This is a genomic window from Pseudomonas helvetica (genome assembly GCF_039908645.1).
In the GTDB taxonomy this organism is placed as follows: Bacteria; Pseudomonadota; Gammaproteobacteria; order Pseudomonadales; family Pseudomonadaceae; genus Aquipseudomonas; species Aquipseudomonas helvetica.
This window is the reverse complement of the sequence record NZ_CP150917.1, coordinates 3,578,747-3,596,007: the sequence shown is the minus strand read 5'-3', so window position 1 is coordinate 3,596,007 and position 17,261 is coordinate 3,578,747. Positions and strand designations below refer to the sequence as shown.

Annotated in this window: 11 protein-coding genes; 5 read left to right on the top strand and 6 right to left on the bottom strand. The window is 57.4% G+C overall.

The window, feature by feature from the left end:
- Positions 1 to 25: 25 nt before the first annotated feature.
- The 3 genes from AABM55_RS16445 (at position 26) to AABM55_RS16435 (ending at position 6,444) form a co-directional block, all read left to right on the top strand.
- Positions 26 to 2,080, top strand: a complete 2,055-nt coding sequence (locus tag AABM55_RS16445; RefSeq protein ID WP_347927006.1) for a hypothetical protein — start codon at positions 26 to 28, stop codon at positions 2,078 to 2,080.
- A 215-nt stretch (positions 2,081 to 2,295) separates the two neighbouring features.
- Positions 2,296 to 4,620: an autotransporter outer membrane beta-barrel domain-containing protein gene (locus AABM55_RS16440; protein WP_347927005.1), complete on the top strand. Its 2,325-nt coding sequence runs from the start codon at positions 2,296 to 2,298 to the stop codon at positions 4,618 to 4,620.
- Positions 4,621 to 4,878: 258 nt separating this feature from the next.
- Positions 4,879 to 6,444 (top strand): hypothetical protein, encoded by a 1,566-nt coding sequence (locus tag AABM55_RS16435; RefSeq protein ID WP_347927004.1) that lies wholly within the window; start codon positions 4,879 to 4,881, stop codon positions 6,442 to 6,444.
- Between the two features lie 266 nt (positions 6,445 to 6,710).
- Here AABM55_RS16435 and AABM55_RS16430 read toward each other — a convergent pair whose 3' ends face one another.
- From AABM55_RS16430 to AABM55_RS16420, 3 genes are all read right to left on the bottom strand, one after another.
- Positions 6,711 to 7,352 carry a DUF1345 domain-containing protein gene (locus AABM55_RS16430; protein ID WP_054597701.1) on the bottom strand — a complete coding sequence of 214 codons (642 nt, stop codon included), beginning with the start codon at positions 7,350 to 7,352 and terminating at the stop codon, positions 6,711 to 6,713.
- Between the two features lie 195 nt (positions 7,353 to 7,547).
- Entirely contained in the window at positions 7,548 to 10,646 is a 3,099-nt protein-coding gene (locus AABM55_RS16425; protein WP_347927003.1) for an efflux RND transporter permease subunit, read from the bottom strand.
- A 16-nt stretch (positions 10,647 to 10,662) separates the two neighbouring features.
- On the bottom strand, positions 10,663 to 11,820 hold the full coding sequence (locus AABM55_RS16420) for an efflux RND transporter periplasmic adaptor subunit (RefSeq protein WP_347927002.1): 1,158 nt from the start codon (positions 11,818 to 11,820) through the stop codon (positions 10,663 to 10,665).
- Positions 11,821 to 12,094: 274 nt separating this feature from the next.
- Between AABM55_RS16420 and AABM55_RS16415 the strand changes: the two genes are divergently transcribed.
- Entirely contained in the window at positions 12,095 to 12,796 is a 702-nt protein-coding gene (locus tag AABM55_RS16415) for a response regulator transcription factor (protein WP_054597698.1), read from the top strand.
- A 2-nt stretch (positions 12,797 to 12,798) separates the two neighbouring features.
- Positions 12,799 to 14,100, top strand: coding sequence for an ATP-binding protein (locus tag AABM55_RS16410; RefSeq protein WP_347927001.1), 1,302 nt, complete (start codon positions 12,799 to 12,801; stop codon positions 14,098 to 14,100).
- A gap of 205 nt (positions 14,101 to 14,305) precedes the next feature.
- On the opposite strand, the gene pncA is transcribed toward AABM55_RS16410, so the two are convergent.
- From pncA to AABM55_RS16395, 3 genes are all read right to left on the bottom strand, one after another.
- Positions 14,306 to 14,944 (bottom strand): bifunctional nicotinamidase/pyrazinamidase, encoded by a 639-nt coding sequence (pncA, locus tag AABM55_RS16405; protein WP_216741747.1) that lies wholly within the window; start codon positions 14,942 to 14,944, stop codon positions 14,306 to 14,308.
- A gap of 135 nt (positions 14,945 to 15,079) precedes the next feature.
- The gene (locus AABM55_RS16400; RefSeq protein ID WP_347927000.1) at positions 15,080 to 16,474 is read right to left on the bottom strand and encodes a HAMP domain-containing sensor histidine kinase; all 1,395 of its coding nucleotides are present in this window, start codon (positions 16,472 to 16,474) and stop codon (positions 15,080 to 15,082) included.
- Positions 16,452 to 17,135, bottom strand: a complete 684-nt coding sequence (locus AABM55_RS16395; protein WP_103316361.1) for a response regulator transcription factor — start codon at positions 17,133 to 17,135, stop codon at positions 16,452 to 16,454. The genes AABM55_RS16400 and AABM55_RS16395 overlap by 23 nt, the downstream gene beginning before the upstream one ends.
- Positions 17,136 to 17,261 lie beyond the last annotated feature (126 nt).

Below are 17,261 nucleotides of genomic sequence, written 5' to 3'. Positions count from 1 at the left end.
ATTCAACTGTGATGGAGAACGTGAAATGACTGCTAACGAAAAGCTGACATCGACGCTGACTAACAAAGAAATTGCTAAGAAAACGCTTATTAAACACCGTTCTTTCAATTTGCCAGAAGCGGCCGAGCAGCATCCGGCTCCAGAGATTGAGGGGATTCACCCAGGCGGACTGCTACCTAAATCTATTCTGGATAAGACAGAAATACCGGTTTTAATAAGAAAGCTGAGTAATGATCATGAATACAAAAAAGGTGATAAGTTAAAGTTGCAGGTGATAGATCCGAGGAAGGGTGATTCAGGACCGGTTTATGAGGGGGGGGCAGAGGATTTACCTGATAGTTTAGAAGGATTCCCTCTAACAGTTTTCTTTCCGAGTAGTCACCTGGTTGATGATGATAAAGTTAACCCAGAAACTAGCTATCAGGTGCGGTTTATCGTCACTGATTCCGGAACCGGTAATGATCTTCCCTCACTAAAACTACCTGTTCTCGCCGATCGTTACGCGCCTTATCAAAGCAAGCATGATGCTAGTTTCCTTCGGCCTGATGTGCCGGAGGTCCTAAATGCTTCGTCTGGAATTGATGAGCAGTGGCTGATAGATAATAAATTCCTGCAGCTGAAATTTGCCTTGGGGTATCAATTCCGGTTGCTTGATGATGTTTTTAAAGTTTCTATCTCCACCACTCAGTCAGGGGCAGATGGTCCACTGTTGAATGTGGTTTATTCCGGGGCGCTGGGTGTCGATGGTCTTCTGGATGTTTCGGTTGAAAAATTTGCATCTGAAGTGGCAAACGATGGAGATATTTATGTGTACTGCACTGTTACGGACGCGACAGGTAACGTCAGTAAGGTTTCATACAATGCCGCCATTAGGGTGGCGTTGCGCCCTGAGCCCGAGTTTAATAAGCCTAGAATTCCGATCGTGGGTGAAGGGGGTGTGCTTAATTATGAAACATTTAAATCAACTATTTATGCCTATGTAGATCGTGGTAAGAACTGGTTCCACACAGACAAAATTCTGCTCCAGATACAGAGCACTATTGCTGGTGCCACTCCTATCGATGTGGCGCAGATCGAGGTGGGTATTGGAACTGGTCCACTTCGGTTCCCACTTCGCTATCAGGACATCAAATTACTGTTCATCGATCGTGAGACACCAACCCCCACAAAATCGCTTTATCTGCTGAAACGAGGGACCGAGACACCGCGCCCCTCACCTGCAACACAATTTACTACTGATCTCACGGAAGCCGGCCCGATTAACCCCAATCTGCCGAGCGAGACCAATCCAAATATGGTGAAAGTTGGGGTTACAGGGGACTCAGGAACGCTGAATCATATTACGGGCCTGGACCGTGGAAAACCGGTCACTATCCAGACGCCAATGAAAAATTTGGATGACACCTGGGTGATTCTAGGCAATGAGATTGCTCGACTCTGGTACCACGGAGTGAAGGTCTTCGAATTGGCATTGACCGGTTCTGAGGCAGAACTGACTCATGATATACCTGTGGCCATTATTGAACAGGTAGGCACAGGGAGAAAAGATGCCTGGTGGGATATTATAGGGAACGATAGTTCCAATACCTGGGTCTCGCCAAAAACTGTAGTTACCGTAGATCCGAAGACAGTCGAGTTTGTGGAGCCATGGGTACAGGACTTTCCAGTTGGTGGAATTGACGTCATTAACTGCAAAAGTCTTGAGCTCCCAGATCGTCATCTGAAAGTGGTCGTCCCTGTTGTTGCCGCCTATATGCCGAAGGACTCCGTTGTCATAGTGTGTTCAGTGGGGGCGTCCGATAAGTTTGGGTTCGATGTCATCGGTGGTACCGAGTTCTCAGAGTCTCATACTATAAGTGACAGTGATTTGGCGGCGGGCGAATTTTCGGTAAACATCAAGCCCTATTTGACCAAGATAAGACCCATGCAGCCGACGAATGACTCTGGAATGCCAAATGGTTCTATAAAACTCTGGTACGTCGTGCAGGTTGATAGTCTGCCAGTTTCGTCAAAAGAGCGCCTGCGCGAAGTAAGGTTGTTGTCCAGTGGTGTGTATTGCGAAGATGCGCCAACACGTTAATCAATAATGATCGAGTCAGCAGAGAGAGGCCAACACCGCTCTCTGCTTTTCATGCTCCGACCCACCAGAGGGAAAAGTCTGATTAGGCTGATGAAAAGTCCTACATACGCGAATCGTTTACGCACGTAGTCTCCCGCGCATTCCGGGAGGAGAGCTCCCGTATCGGATTACTGGATCTTTCCTTTAAGGACGGATAATTACCTGGATACCTCACTATGTCGTTAACGCAACTATTTAACCTGAACCCGGTTGTCATCGGGCTCAATATGTCATCACTGGCCCTAATGTCGATGATCGCCCCCTATGCCAGCGCCCAACAGCTGGATGGCGTCGAACTGACAATCGGCCCGCCGGGGATCACCCAGGACTGGCAGCTTTACAAAGATGCCGTTTTAACAGTCAACGGTATGTCGACGTTTGATATTCGAGCTATACAGTCGACGCTCAATGTCAATTCCGGCACGACGCAACAGATTTCAGCCAGCCGGGGCTCGGTGGTCAATCTGGTCAATACCACCGTCAACGCGGCTGGCGGCAATAACGGTGTCGAACTGATCAACAGTGTCGCGACGATTACCGACAGCACCATCAACAGTAGCCGCTTGGGTATGCGCATCGCTCGCGATGCGACCACGGATACTGGCTCTACCGCGACAGTGACCGGCAGTACGATCACTGGCGCGACGGGGGGGGCGTGGGTCACCAGCCTTAGCACCCTGGCGCTTTCGAACTCCACGCTCGAAGGTACCGGCGCCACCAGTTATGGGCTTCGGCTGACCAATGGCAGCGTGACTGCCAGCAACGGCAGCCGCATCATTGGCGGTCAGAATGGCGTGAGCTTCACGCTGGATACCACGGTTGATCAACCCGGCACACTGGTGCTGGACAACTCGAGTGCGGAAAGTCGAACGGGTTCGGCGATCCTTGTCGATTACGCCGGTAAGGACAGTGCCCCGACGCAGATCGATATTCTCAACGGTTCCACTCTCAAGGGCGGTAACGGCATCATTCTGGACGTGACGGGCAAGGCGTTGGTCAATATGAACGTCGGTAACAGCGCACTGAACGGCAATGTTCAAGTGGCCGGCAACAGCACCGCGAACCTGAATTTCAAGCAAGGCTCGCTGACCGGTGACGTGATCGCCGAGTCGGGTAGTACGGCGAATGTTCAGCTGCAGCAAGGTTCTCTATTGACCGGGCGCCTGGAGAACGTGGCCACGGTCGGCATCGATCGTCAATCCGAATGGACCATGACCGGCAACAGCCAGGTCGGTGACCTGCACACAGAGGGCACTGTCAGGTTTGGTGCCGATCATGGCAATGACTACAAACAACTGGATGTAACCAACCTGTCGGGCGACGGCCTGTTTCTCATGCGCACCCACTTCACCACGGGTGAGACTGATTTGTTGAACGTCACCGGCACCGCTACCGGCGATCATCGACTGCTGATCACCAGCAGCGGTGTCGATCCGGCTAGTGGCGAGCCGATCACTGTGGTGCACACACAAGGTGGCGATGCTCAGTTCAAGTTGGCCAATGCCGATGGTACGGTCGATCTGGGGACGTATTCCTATGGGCTGACTCAGGATACAACCGGTAAAAACTGGTTCCTCGACCCGAGCAAGCTCACCGTCAGCCCCTCCACTCAGGTCGTCAGTGCCTTGTTTGGTGCACCGCTCACCGTGTTATACGGCGAAGACGCCTCGCTACGCACGCGCATGGGTGAAGTGCGCTTCAACCCCGGCAAGTCGGGGGCCTGGAGCCGCGCTTTTGGCAGCAAGTACAACGTCAATGGGGACTACGGCAATAGCTTTCAGCAAACGCAGAAGGGTTTTGCGTTGGGTGTCGATACACCGTTGGGCGACAGTCGGTGGATGCTGGGGGTGATGGCTGGTTATAGCCAATCGGACCTTGCTCTGAACCATGGCAGTTCGGCCACCGTCGACAGCTACTTCCTGGGCAGCTACCTGACCTGGTTGGGTGAGCAGGGGTATTACGTCGATAGCACTCTCAAGCTCAATCGCTTGGAGAGCAAGGCTGATGTTGCGATGAGTGATGGGGAAGAGTCCAAGGGGGATTACGGTAACACCGCCGTGAGTGCGTCTGTGGAGGCGGGTCGGAAAATCGAACTCCGCAACGGATATTTCATCGAGCCCTCCACTCGGTGGTCGACCGCCTACATTCAGGGCAAGAATTATGGTCTGGATAACGGCATGGAGGTCGAGGACGACGGGACCTATTCATTGCTGGGCAAGGTTGGGGTAACGGCGGGTCGTGACTTGCAGATGAAGAACGGCAGCACACTGCAGCCTTATGTCCGTGCGGCGCTGGCGCATGAGTTTTCCGCAAGCAATGAGTTCAAGGTCAACGACACTCGGTTTAAACATAAACTCTCCGGGTCGCGCCTGGAAGTGGCGACGGGGGTTGCCATGAAGCTGACCGACCGCTGGAGTGTAAACGCCGAGGTCGAGTACATGAACGGCAAGAACATCGAAATGCCGACCCGCGGGACGCTGGGCGTGCAGCTCAAGTTTTAAGGGGCGATGAAATTTTGGAAAGCCGCGTTTCGACAGAAGTGCGGCTTTTTTATGGTTTTTTTTTGCAGTCGCAAACCCTGGTGAAACCGCAAACCGACCGGTGGTCGAAATACCTGTCAGATCTGACAGTAGCCGGTCTTGGTGATCGGGTGTTTAATTTCTTGTAAGGGCTAACGGGATATTTACTGTTAGTGAAGAGCGATTACCAGAAAGGCCTGTTCGGACGGGCATCAATTCAATTGTGATGGAGAACATGAAATGACTGCTAAGGAAACGGAAACACCGAATCCTAACCTCCCACTCCCAAATAAAGCGGGGGTGCACCCGGCGCCAGTGATTAAGGGCTTGATCGAGAATGGACTGTTAACTAAAGCACTTCTGGCTCAGCCGGTAGTAGTGGTTGAGCTGGTGGGGCTGAACGAATATAGTCAGGGTAATACTGCTGAACTGCACTTGATTGATTCGAAAAAACCATTTCCATCTATTGTTTATATAGGGCCTCGAAAGTCTTTGCCAGGGACTGCAGCAGAGTACCCTCAATATTTTGATCTGCCGAGTGCTGAACTGCTTGATGATGATGTGATGAATGACTCAACTTACTATCAAGTGAGATTGATCGTCACTGAAGGCAGTACGGGTAATGATAATCCTACAGAAAAACTCGCCATTCGAGTCGATCGCCATGCTCCTTACCAAAGTAAATATAACGGTGGCTACAATCGGCCCATGAAGCTTGTCTTTCTAAATGTGCCAGTTGATCAAGTCATTGATAAACAGTGGTTGGGGGAACATTCATACTTAAAGCTTAAAGTAGACACCGGCTATCCCTTTCATCAGCAGAGTGACTTTATCAGAGTTTCTATTTTTGACACCGTGCCGGACGCTGATTCTCCGCTCCCCAATGAAGTGTATTTCGGATATTTGGATGAAGGTGGACAAGTCAACATCCCTGTCGAAAGTTTTCAAGAGTACTTGGGTGTAGATCGTACTCTTTATGTGGCTTACTCTATTACCGACAGTGCAGGTAATGCCAGCAAGGTGTCGGTGCACGCTTACCTGGATGTGAAACTTCGCGCTGAGCCAGTGCTGGAAGCGCCCACATTGCCGGTGCTGGGATCCGATGGAGTGCTTGATTTAGCAAAGGTTCAGCCAACACCGAAGTGTTACGTCCCTCTTCCCGACCACTCACTTCCAACGGATCGGATTCTGTTATTCCTTGATAATATTAAAGTGGCGGAGCAGGTAGTGGGCGAGGGGCCAGGCCCCTTGGAGTTCTGGCTCAGCTACTTGATCATCAGCCAATTGCCTATTTATCCTGACGCACTGTATCAGGCATCGCTGTCCTATCAGCTTATGCGGGGCAATGAACCGCCGCGTCAGTCTCCCCTGCTAAAATTTGTTATTGACTTTATAATGGCCGGCCCGAAAAGCAAGAATCTTCCGGACTTGACAAATTCGGAGATGGTGAACGTCGAACTTCGGGGGCAATCCGGGACGCTGAATCATTTAACGAGCAAGGACCATGGTAAACCGGTCACTATCCGGACACCGATGAAAAAACCTCATGACCCTTGGCAGATTCGAGGCGATGAGACTGTTGGACTTTGGTTCGCTGGAAAACTGATCTACACGTTGCCTTTGACCGGTGTCGAGATAGAACTTGTATTCGAGATGCCTTGGTCCGTTATTGATCAGGCAGGTCCTGGCAGCCACAATGCCTTTTGGACTATTTATACGGATGGAAGCAAGAATGTGTTCCGCTCGGAAAGAACGGTGGTGATCGTTGATGCCACAGCCGAATTCACGCCTCCATCGGCACCATAGACATTTGCTGTACACGGCAGATTAATGGTCCGCCCGTTCAGTCAGAGGTGTTCATTCGTGAAGTTGGGTTGTTGAACGGTGGCTTGTAGTACTCGGGGACACCAATATATCTAATTGATGTTGGTCAAGGCACAGAGAAAGGTTCACACCTTTCTCTGTTTTTCCATACGCTGATTTTGCGGGGGGAGGGAAGTCTGCTTGGGCTGATAAAAGCTCTGTCATTTGTCGCACCCATTGCGTCCAATAGTGCCGCGCACAGTTATTCGTCAACTGAACAACCCGGCAGCAATATTGATCGAAAACCCCAGGATGGCGGTATTGAACAGAAAACCGATCAGTGATTGGGCCAGCACGATCTTGCGCAAACTGCGTGTGGCCACCCCGACATCGGCGGTTTGTACTGCCACGCCGATGGTGAACGAGAAATACAGGAAGTCCCAATAGTTGGGGTTTTTCAAGCCTTCGGCAAAGCGCAGCGCCGGCTCCTTGCCGTCCCAGGTGTAGAACAGCCGGGCGTAGTGCACGCTGAAGATCACCCCGACCAACAACCATGAACCGATTACCGTCATCCCGGTGAAGCCGTAATGCAATAGCCGTCGGCTGGTCTCCAGATCCTTGCTGCCAACCAGTTCCAGGGTGATGGTGGCGAGGCTGGCAATCGCCGCGATACAGACGATGAGCAGTACCATGCCGGCGTTTTCATCTTCGACTTCGGCGATGCGTTTGACGTCATCGGCCCGCGCGCGGATGGTGAGCCAGAGCATCAGTACCAGATAGGTCCAGACTCCGGCATTCCAGCCAATAAGGATTTTGCTGATGATCGAACTGGCCGGAGCCAGGAGGCTGACCGTCACCCCCAGCAGGGCGGCGGCGGTCAGGCGAGGGTGGGTGCGCAGGAGGTGTGGCATGGTCACTCGATAGGGCGGGTTTTAACCACCATAGCGTAGCGCGGTCCCTTGTGGCGAGGGAGCTTGCTCCCGCTCGGCCGCGCAGCGGTCGTAAACCAGTCTATGAGTTTTATCTGACGGATAGCGGCTGCTGATACTGGGACCGCTTCGCGGTCCAGCGGGAGCAAGCTCCCTCGCCACAAGGTTGTGTCTGGTTCAGGGTTTAGCTTGGCGTTTCCTGACCAGTTTCATCACCGCTACAAAAAACACCGGCACAAACACCACCGCCATGGTCGCGGTGATCATCCCGCCGATCACGCCAGTGCCGATCGCCTGCTGACTCGCCGAACTGGCGCCGGTGGCAATCGCCAGCGGCACCACGCCAAGGATGAATGCCAGCGAGGTCATGATGATCGGTCGCAGACGCAAGCGCGCGGCTTGCACGGTGGCGTCGATCAGGTCATGGCCTTCGTCGTACAGGCTCTTGGCGAACTCGATGATCAGGATCGCGTTTTTCGCTGACAGCCCGATGATGGTGATCAGCCCGACCTTGAAGAACACGTCGTTGGGCATTCCGCGCAAGGTCACCGCCAGCACCGCGCCGAGTACACCCAGCGGCACCACCAGCAGCACCGAAGTCGGAATCGACCAGCTTTCGTACAACGCCGCCAGGCACAGGAACACGATCAGCAACGACAAGCCAAGCAGCATCGGTGCCTGGCTGCCGGACAGGCGCTCTTGCAACGACAACCCGGTCCATTCCTGACCCAGCCCTGCCGGGCCTTGGGCGACCAGACGCTCGATTTCCGCCATCGCTTCGCCGGTGCTGTGACCGGGCGCCGGCTCACCGGAAATGCTGATCGCCGGGTAACCGTTGTAGCGCGTTAGCTGCGCCGGGCCCTGGGTCCATGTGGCCTGGACGAACGCCGACAGTGGGACCATTTTATCGGCATTGTTGCGCACGTGGATCTTCAGCAAGTCGTCAACCTGACTGCGTTGATCGCCTTCAGCCTGAACCACCACCCGCTGCATCCGCCCCTGGTTGGGGAAATCGTTGATGTAGGCCGAACCGACAGCGGTGGACAGCACGTTACCGATATCGGCGAAGGAAACGCCCAAGGCATTGGCCTGTTTGCGGTCGACCTCAAGTTGCACTTGCGGTGCTTCCGCCAAGGCACTTTCGCGCACGTTCATCAGGATCGGGCTTTTCTCGGCAGCCGCCAGCAAGGCACTGCGCGCTTGCATCAGCGCCGCATGACCCAGGCCACCGCGGTCTTGCAGGCGGAACTCGAAACCGCTCGACGTACCGAGGCCGTCAACTGGAGGTGGCAGTATCGAGAAGGCCACGGCGTCCTTGATCTGACTCAAGGCACCGTTGGCGCGATTGGCAATCGAGGCCGCCGAGTCATCGCTGCCGCGTTCAGACCAATCCTTGAGCGTGGTAAACGCCAGGGCCGCGTTCTGGCCGCTGCCGGAGAAGCTGAAGCCGAGAATCACTGTGCTGTCGCCGACACCGGGTTCAGTGGCGTTGTGCGCTTCGATCTGCTCGACCACCTGCACCGTACGGTTCTTGCTGGCACCCGGTGGCAGTTGAATGTCGGTGATGGTGTAGCCCTGGTCTTCGACCGGCAGGAAGGACGAGGGCAGGCGACTGAAGCAAAACACCAAACCAATCAACAACACGCCATAGACCAGCAGATAACGACCACTGCGTTTCAGGGCGTAGACCACCCAGCGCTGATAGCCCTCGGTCATCTGCTCGAAGCGCTGGTTGAACCAGCCGAAGAAACCGCCCTTGGCGTGATGCTCACCTTTGGCGATCGGTTTCAGCAGCGTGGCGCAGAGTGCCGGGGTGAGTGTCAGGGCGAGGAACGCCGAGAACAGAATCGATGTGGCCATCGACAGCGAGAACTGCTGGTAGATCACCCCGACCGAGCCCGGCATGAACGCCATCGGGATAAACACCGCCACCAGCACCAGCGTAATACCGATGATCGCCCCGGTGATCTGGCTCATGGCTTTGCGCGTTGCTTCTTTGGGCGACAGGCCTTCGTTGACCATGATCCGCTCGACGTTCTCGACCACGACGATAGCGTCGTCGACCAGAATGCCGATCGCCAGGACCATGCCGAACATGGTCAGTACGTTGATCGAGAAACCCAGCGCCATCATGGTCGCAAAAGTGCCCATCAATGCCACGGGCACCACCAACGTCGGGATCAGCGTGTAGCGGATGTTCTGCAGGAACAGGAACATCACCGCGAACACCAGCAGCATCGCCTCGCCGAGGGTGTAAACCACTTTGGTGATCGAGACTTTGACGAACGGCGAGGTGTCGTACGGAATCTTGTATTCCACACCGGCCGGGAAGTAGCGCGCCAGCTCGTCCATCTTCTCGCGCACCAGTGTTGCGGTGCTCAAGGCATTGGCACCGGGCGACAGTTGCACGCTGACCGCTGTCGACGGCTTGCCGTTGAGGCGCGTGGAGAACTGGTATTCCTGGCTGCCGATTTCGACCCGCGCCACGTCACCCACGCGCACCGTGGAACCGTCGGGATTGGCCCGCAGCACAATGTCGGCGAACTCTTCGGGGGTCGACAGTTGACCTTTCACCAGCACCGTCGCAGTGATTTCCTGGGTGGTACGGGTCGGCAAATCGCCGATGCTGCCCGCCGAGACCTGGGCGTTCTGCGCGACGATCGCCGCGTTGACGTCGGCCGGGGTCAGGTTGAAACCGATCAGTTTCTGCGGGTCGATCCAGATCCGCATGGCCCGTTCGGCGCCATACAGCTGAGCCTTGCCGACGCCGTCCAGACGCTTGATCTCGTTCATCACGTTGCGCGCCAGATAGTCGCTGAGCGCCACGTCATTGAGCTTGCCGTCGCTGGAGGTGAGGGTGATCAACAGCAGGAAGCCGGCCGAGACTTTCTCGACCTGCAAACCTTGTTGGGTCACCGCTTGCGGCAGGCGCGACTCGATCACCTTGAGGCGGTTTTGCACATCGACCTGAGCCATTTCCGGATCGGTACCGGGCTGGAAGGTGGCGGTGATGGTCGCGGTGCCAAGGCTGCTCTGGGATTCGAAATACAGCAGGTGATCGGCGCCGTTGAGCTCGCCCTCGATCAGGCTGACCACGCTTTCGTCGATGGTTTGCGCCGAGGCGCCCGGGTACACCGCATAGATCTCGACCTTCGGCGGTGCAACGTTGGGGTACTGCGCGACAGGCAGCTGCGGGATAGCCAGCGCACCGGCCAACAGGATAAACAGTGCGACCACCCAGGCGAACACCGGGCGGTCGATAAAGAATTGCGGCATAAAGTCTGCGTCCTGCCTACTGCCCGGTGACCTGGGCAAGGGGAAGAGGGGTGTCGTCGATTTCTACTTTTTCGCCGGGACGGGCGTGCTGCAGGCCTTCGATGACAATGCGGTCGCCGGGCTTGAGGCCGCCGGTGACGATCCAGCGATCCTTCTGCACCTGGCCGAGCTGCACCGGTTGCTGGCTGACACGGGCGTCGGCGTCGAGCAAAAGCACCTGAGCAATGCCGGCGCTGTCACGCAGGATCGCCCGTTGCGGCACGCTGATACCGTGCTGATTCACCGCTTGCTCCAGGCGCACCCGGATGAAGCTGCCCGGCAGCAAGTCGAGGTCCGGGTTGGGGAACTCGCTGCGCAGAATGATCTGGCCAGTACCCGGGTCGACACTGATGTCGGCGAACAGCAGCTTGCCGGGCAATGGGTAGAGACTGCCGTCGTCCTGAATCAGCGTGGCTTTGGCCTGATCCTGGCCGACCTGCTGCATCTGCCCGGCACGAAACGCCCGGCGCAACTCGTTGAGTTCGCGGGTCGACTGGGTCAGGTCGGCGTGGATCGGGTCCAGCTGCTGGATCAGTGCCAATGGCGTGCTTTCGTTCTGCCCGACCAGCGCGCCTTCGGTGACCAAGGCACGGCCAACCCGCCCGGAAATCGGTGCGGTGACAGTGGCGTAACCGAGGTTCAGTTTCGCCCGTTGCACAGCCGCCTGATTGGCCGCGACATCGGCGGCGGTCTGCCGGACGGCGGCGCGGGCGTTGTCGTAATCCTGGCCGCTGATGGCATTGCCTTCGATCAACTGCGCGTAACGCTGCTCTTGCAAGCGCGCCTGAAAGGCATTGGCCTCGGCTTTGCGCAGCGCCGCCTGGGCGCTGTCCAGATCAGCCTTGAACGGTGCCGGATCGATGCGAAACAGCACGTCGCCCTGTTTGACGTCGCTGCCTTCGCGGAAGGTCCGTTGCAGGACCACGCCGGCCACCCGGGCGCGGACTTCGGCGATTCGCGGCGCGGCGATCCGCCCACTCAGTTCGCTACTGATCGACAGTGGCCGGGCTTCGACGGTTTCGATCCGGACCGTGGCCAGCGGCGCTGTTTCTTCGGCAGTGGAGGACTTGTCGCACGCACTCAGCGTCATTGCCAAGGCAATCAGGCCGAGCTTCGCAAACAGGTTCTTTGACATGTAAATACCCCAATAATGACCCCGGCATCCTACGGGGAGGGGACGAGCGTAGCGGTGAAGCTTTGTAGGTGCTGTGTGAAATTGTGTAATGGTTTTACTCATGCCTGTGCGAGGGCGTATATCCTTGGCGCCTGCTTCGCAGTCGATCGCGGACATGCCTTGCTCCTACAGGTATCGAGCCGGACGCAATATTTGCGAACGCCCGCTGTCCGTAGGAGCAAGGCCTGCCCGCGATAGCGGTCACTGCTCACCATTGCATTCCCTGGAAACACCCATGCCCAACATCCTCTTGGTCGAAGACGATTCCGCACTCTCTGAATTGATTGCCAGCTACCTTGAACGCAATGGCTATCAGGTCAGTGTTATCAGCCGTGGCGACCATGTGCGCGAACGGGCGCGGGTCGATCCGCCGGATCTGGTGATCCTCGACCTGATGCTGCCAGGCCTCGATGGTTTGCAGGTCTGTCGCTTGCTGCGCGCCGATTCGGCGGCTCTGCCGATTCTGATGCTGACCGCCCGCGACGACAGTCATGACCAGGTGCTGGGCCTGGAGATGGGCGCTGACGATTACGTCACCAAGCCGTGCGAGCCACGGGTATTGCTGGCGCGGGTGCGGACCTTGCTGCGGCGCAGCAGCCTGAACGAGCCGCAGACCGCCAGCGACCGAATCCTCATGGGCAACCTCTGTATCGATCTGTCGGAGCGCACCGTGACCTGGCGCGAGCAACTGGTCGAACTGTCCAGCGGCGAATACAACCTGTTGGTGGTGCTGGCTCGCCACGCCGGTGAAGTACTCAGCCGCGACCAGATCCTGCAACGCCTGCGCGGCATCGAATTCAACGGCACCGACCGCTCGGTGGACGTGGCGATTTCCAAGCTGCGGCGCAAATTCGACGATCATGCCGGCGAAGCGCGCAAGATCAAAACCGTGTGGGGCAAGGGTTATCTGTTCAGTCGCTCCGAGTGGGAATGCTGAACATGCTGCGCATTCTGATCCGCCTCTACCTGATCACCATCGTCACCTTTAGCGCGGCGATTTATTTCATCCCGGATCTGGTGATCAAGGTTTTTCACGAGCGATTCGTGAACTACAACCTTGATCACTCCCGAGGCTTGCAGAAGCTGATCACCCAACAGTTTCACGGAGTGCCGACCGAGCAATGGACCCATCTGGCCGCGCAGCTGGACCAGGACTTCAGCCCGTTGCACGTGGCACTGGTGCGCAATGACGACGCGGATTTCACCCCCTACGAACGTGAGCGTCTGGAGCGCGGTGAAAACGTTATCCGCATGGGCGACTGGGGCTGGCGCACGCTGGCGGTCTCGCCGCTGGATCAGCAACTGTCGGTGAAACTGGTGGTGCCACCGGATCCGCTGGACGTCAACTTGTTGTACTGGAGCATCAACGTACTGATCGGCGGCGCGCTGCTGGCGTGTCTGTTGATCTGGCTGCGGCCGCACTGGCGCGATCTGGAACGTCTGAAAAATACCGCCGAGCGCTTTGGCAAGGGCCACTTGAGCGAGCGCACACAGATCCCGCCGAGTTCGAACATTGGCAGCCTGGCCAACGTTTTCGACACCATGGCCGGCGATATTGAAAATCTCCTGAACCAGCAACGTGATTTGCTCAACGCGGTGTCGCACGAATTGCGCACGCCGTTGACCCGACTGGACTTTGGCCTGGCACTGGCCTTGTCCGACGACTTGCCGGCCGCCAGCCGCGAGCGTTTGCAGGGCCTGGTTGCACACATTCGTGAACTGGATGAGCTGGTGCTGGAATTGCTTTCCTACAGCCGCCTGCAGAATCCGGCACGGGTGCCGGAGCAGGTGGACGTGTCGCTGGATGAGTTTATCGACAGTATTCTGGGCAGCGTCGATGAAGAGCTGGAGTCGCCGGACATCGTCATCGACGTCTTGTTGCACGGCCAGCTCGAACGCTTCAGCCTTGACCCGCGCCTGACCGCCCGAGCGATCCAGAACCTGCTGCGCAACGCCATGCGCTACTGCGAAAAACGCATTCAGATCGGCGTGCAGGTCTGCGCAAAAGGCTGTGAAATCTGCGTCGACGATGACGGCATCGGCATTCCGGAAGACGAACGCGAGCGGATCTTCGAACCTTTCTACCGCCTGGACCGCAGCCGCGACCGCGCCACGGGCGGGTTTGGCCTGGGGCTGGCGATCAGCCGCCGAGCCCTGGAAGCCCAGGCCGGCACACTGACGGCCGAAACCTCGCCGCTGGGCGGGGCGCGGTTCCGGTTGTGGCTGCCGACCCCGGTTTGATCTCAGGCTTTTTACTGACACTCAACGGTAACTCGAGCTTGCACTGACCTTGTGGCGAGGGAGCTTGCTCCCGTTGGGCCGCGAAGCGACCCCAAAACCTGCCAATGCATATATTCAGACACACTGCATTCGGCAGCTTTACGACTGCTTCGCCCGAACGCGGACCGGCCGACGGGGGCAAGCCCCCTCACCACAGGTTCAGGGTTCAAACGGATACTTCGGCAGCCGTGATCAACCCCACCCCAGCCCGGTCCATCCGTTCCATGGCCGAGGCCAGCGAGCCGTTCAGGTCGATTGCCCGGCACGCATCCAGCACCACCGTGGCATTGAACCCGGCTGCGCGGGCGTCCAGCGCCGAGAACATCACGCAGAAATCCAGCGCAAGTCCGACCATGAACACCGTATCGATTCCGCGTTCCCGCAGGTATCCGGCCAAGCCGGTGGGGGTGGTGCGGTCTGCTTCCAGAAACGCCGAATAGCTGTCGATGTCCGGGTTACAGCCTTTGCGGATGATCAACTGGGCGTGGGGCAGGTTCAGTTCGGCATGCAGTTCGGCGCCAGTGGTGGCTTGCACACAATGTTCAGGCCACAGGGTCTGGGCGCCGTAAGGCAGTTCAATCACATCATAGGGTTGGCGTCCGGGATGGCTGGACGCGAACGAGGCGTGCCCGGCCGGATGCCAGTCCTGGGCAATGATCACCTGGGTGAACTGACCGGCGAGGCGATTGATCAAGGGAATGATCCGGTCGCCCTCGGGTACCGCCAGTCGGCCGCCGGGAGTGAAGTCGTTTTGTACATCGATGACTAATAAGGCGCAGTGTGATTGAGCGGATGTGGACGTCATGACCGGTTACCTCCCTGGAAGTGGAAACGCAAGCATAGCGTCAGGTTCAGACTCTTCAAACGCTGAACCGACTCCTGAACAGCGTCCCCACTCCCCCGCAGCAGGCTACGCCAGCTGCGGGGGGAGTGGGCACTATTAGTCGGCGGGCAGTAAATGCTGGCGACAGTCGAGTGTCAGGCGGGCGCCGCCGAGTTCGCTGCTGCCGACGTCCAGGGCGAATCCGTGCAGGTTCACGATGGCCGCGACAATCGATAAGCCGAGGCCGAAGCCACCGTTCTTGGCGTTGTCGTCGACGCGATAGAACCGTTGGAACACCGCCGTGCGTTTGTCCGCCGGGATGCCGGGGCCGGAGTCGAGTACTTCAATACGTGTGCTGCCGGCATTGTCGATTGCCCGCACGATGACCTGACCGCCCGCCGGGGTGAACTTGATCGAGTTGCTCAGCAAGTTCGACAGGGCTTCAAACAACAACGCCCGGTCGCCGGTCAGCTCCGGCAAGGTCTGCGGTGTTTGCAGGCTTAATGTCAGCTGACCTTCCTCGGCCAGCGGCAGGTAAAAATCGTACAGTTCCTGCAGCAACGGCAATGGATCGAACAGCACAAAGCCTGAACGCCGTTGTTGATCCTCCAGCTCGGAGATCCGCAGCAATCCGCGAAAGCGCGCCATCAGGGTGTCGGTCTCGGCGATCACCTGATCCAGCTGCAACGCCTCGGCAGAACCTTCGACGGCCTGCTGTTGAATGCGGTAAAGCTGCGCGCGTAGCCGGGTGAGCGGGGTGCGCAGGTCGTGGGCGATGTTGTCGCAAACCCCCTTGACCTCGTTCACCAGGCGCTCGATGCGTTCGAGCATGGCGTTGACGATGGCCGCAAGCATGTCCAGCTCATCGCGGCGGCTAGACAGCGGCAAACGGTGGTTGAGGTTGCCGGCGACGATGGCTTCGGCGCTCGCCTGCAAGGCGCGAATCCGTTGTAACGGCCGACGGCGCAACAAATGCCAACCGGCGATGCCGGGGATGATGGTCAGCGAGACTCCCCAGAACAGCGCATGCAGGATGATCCGTGTGACCGCAAACAACGAACCGTTGTCACGCACCAGGACCAGCCAGCGGCCATCCAGCGTGTGGGTCGCCACCGCGTCGCAACTGTCGGATGGCAGGCTGGCGTCATCCGGATCGGCGCAGTCGCCCAGTGAATGGATCTTGCCGTCCAGCGGCAGGCCAGCGGGGATCCTGCGAATCAGCCCGTGCAGCGGCCGATGCTGTTCGTCGAACAGCCCATAGGCGTCGATACCGCGTTGGTCGAAGGTGATGCTGGCAATCAGCGCCTCATCCAGCTGATCACCGTGGAAGCGTGAAAACAGGTGCTGGCGCTGCATCAGCGAATGTTTGGCAAGGTTCTCCAGGTAGCTGGAAACCTCGTAATACATCACCCCCATGAGCAGGCCGCTCCAGACCACGAACAGCGAACTGTAGAGCGCCAGCAAGCGGCTGCTGGAGGAGCGCCAGCCTTTAGACGGGTTCAGCAATGACATAACCCGAGCCTCGCACAGTCCGTATCAGCGGTAGTTGGCCCGGCAGGTCGATTTTTTTGCGCAGACGTCCGATGTGCACATCGATCAGATTGGTGCCGGGGTCGAAGTGATAGCCCCAGACCTCTTCGAAAATCATCATCCGCGTGAGGATCTGCCCGGTATTGCGCAACAGAAACTCCAGCAGTTTGTATTCGGTCGGCAGCAGGCTCAGCAACTGTCCGCCGCGGCTGGCTTCGCGGCTGATCAGGTTGAGCTCAAGGTCAGCCACGCGCAGCGTCGTTGTGTAGTCCTTGACGGTGTTCTGGCGTCGCAGCAGAACTTCGACGCGGGCGGCCATTTCGTCGGTGGCAAAGGGTTTGGTCAGGTAATCGTCACCGCCGGCGCGCAGACCGCGAACACGTTCATCGACGTCGGACAGGGCGCTGATCATCAGAATCGGCGTCGACACGCCCATGGTTCGCAAGGTGGTGACAATCGCCAGGCCGTCGAGCTCCGGCAGCATGCGGTCAAGGGTGATCAGGTCGTAGTCACCGCTGACCGCCCGCGCCAGGCCTTCTCGACCATTGGCGACCCAGTCCACCTGCAGGCCGTGGCTGCTCAGTTCGGCAACGATCTCCCGTGCAGTGACGGCGTCGTCTTCAATGGTCAGGATTCGGGTCATGGGGCTTGCCTGAGAATAAGTGAAATGCACGAGTGGCAGTGTGCCAAGAAATGCCGGCGAAGGTTCTAAAAAAACTTTCATGCAGGGTAGATGGACTTCAGACAGACACGACTTTTCATCGCCTGT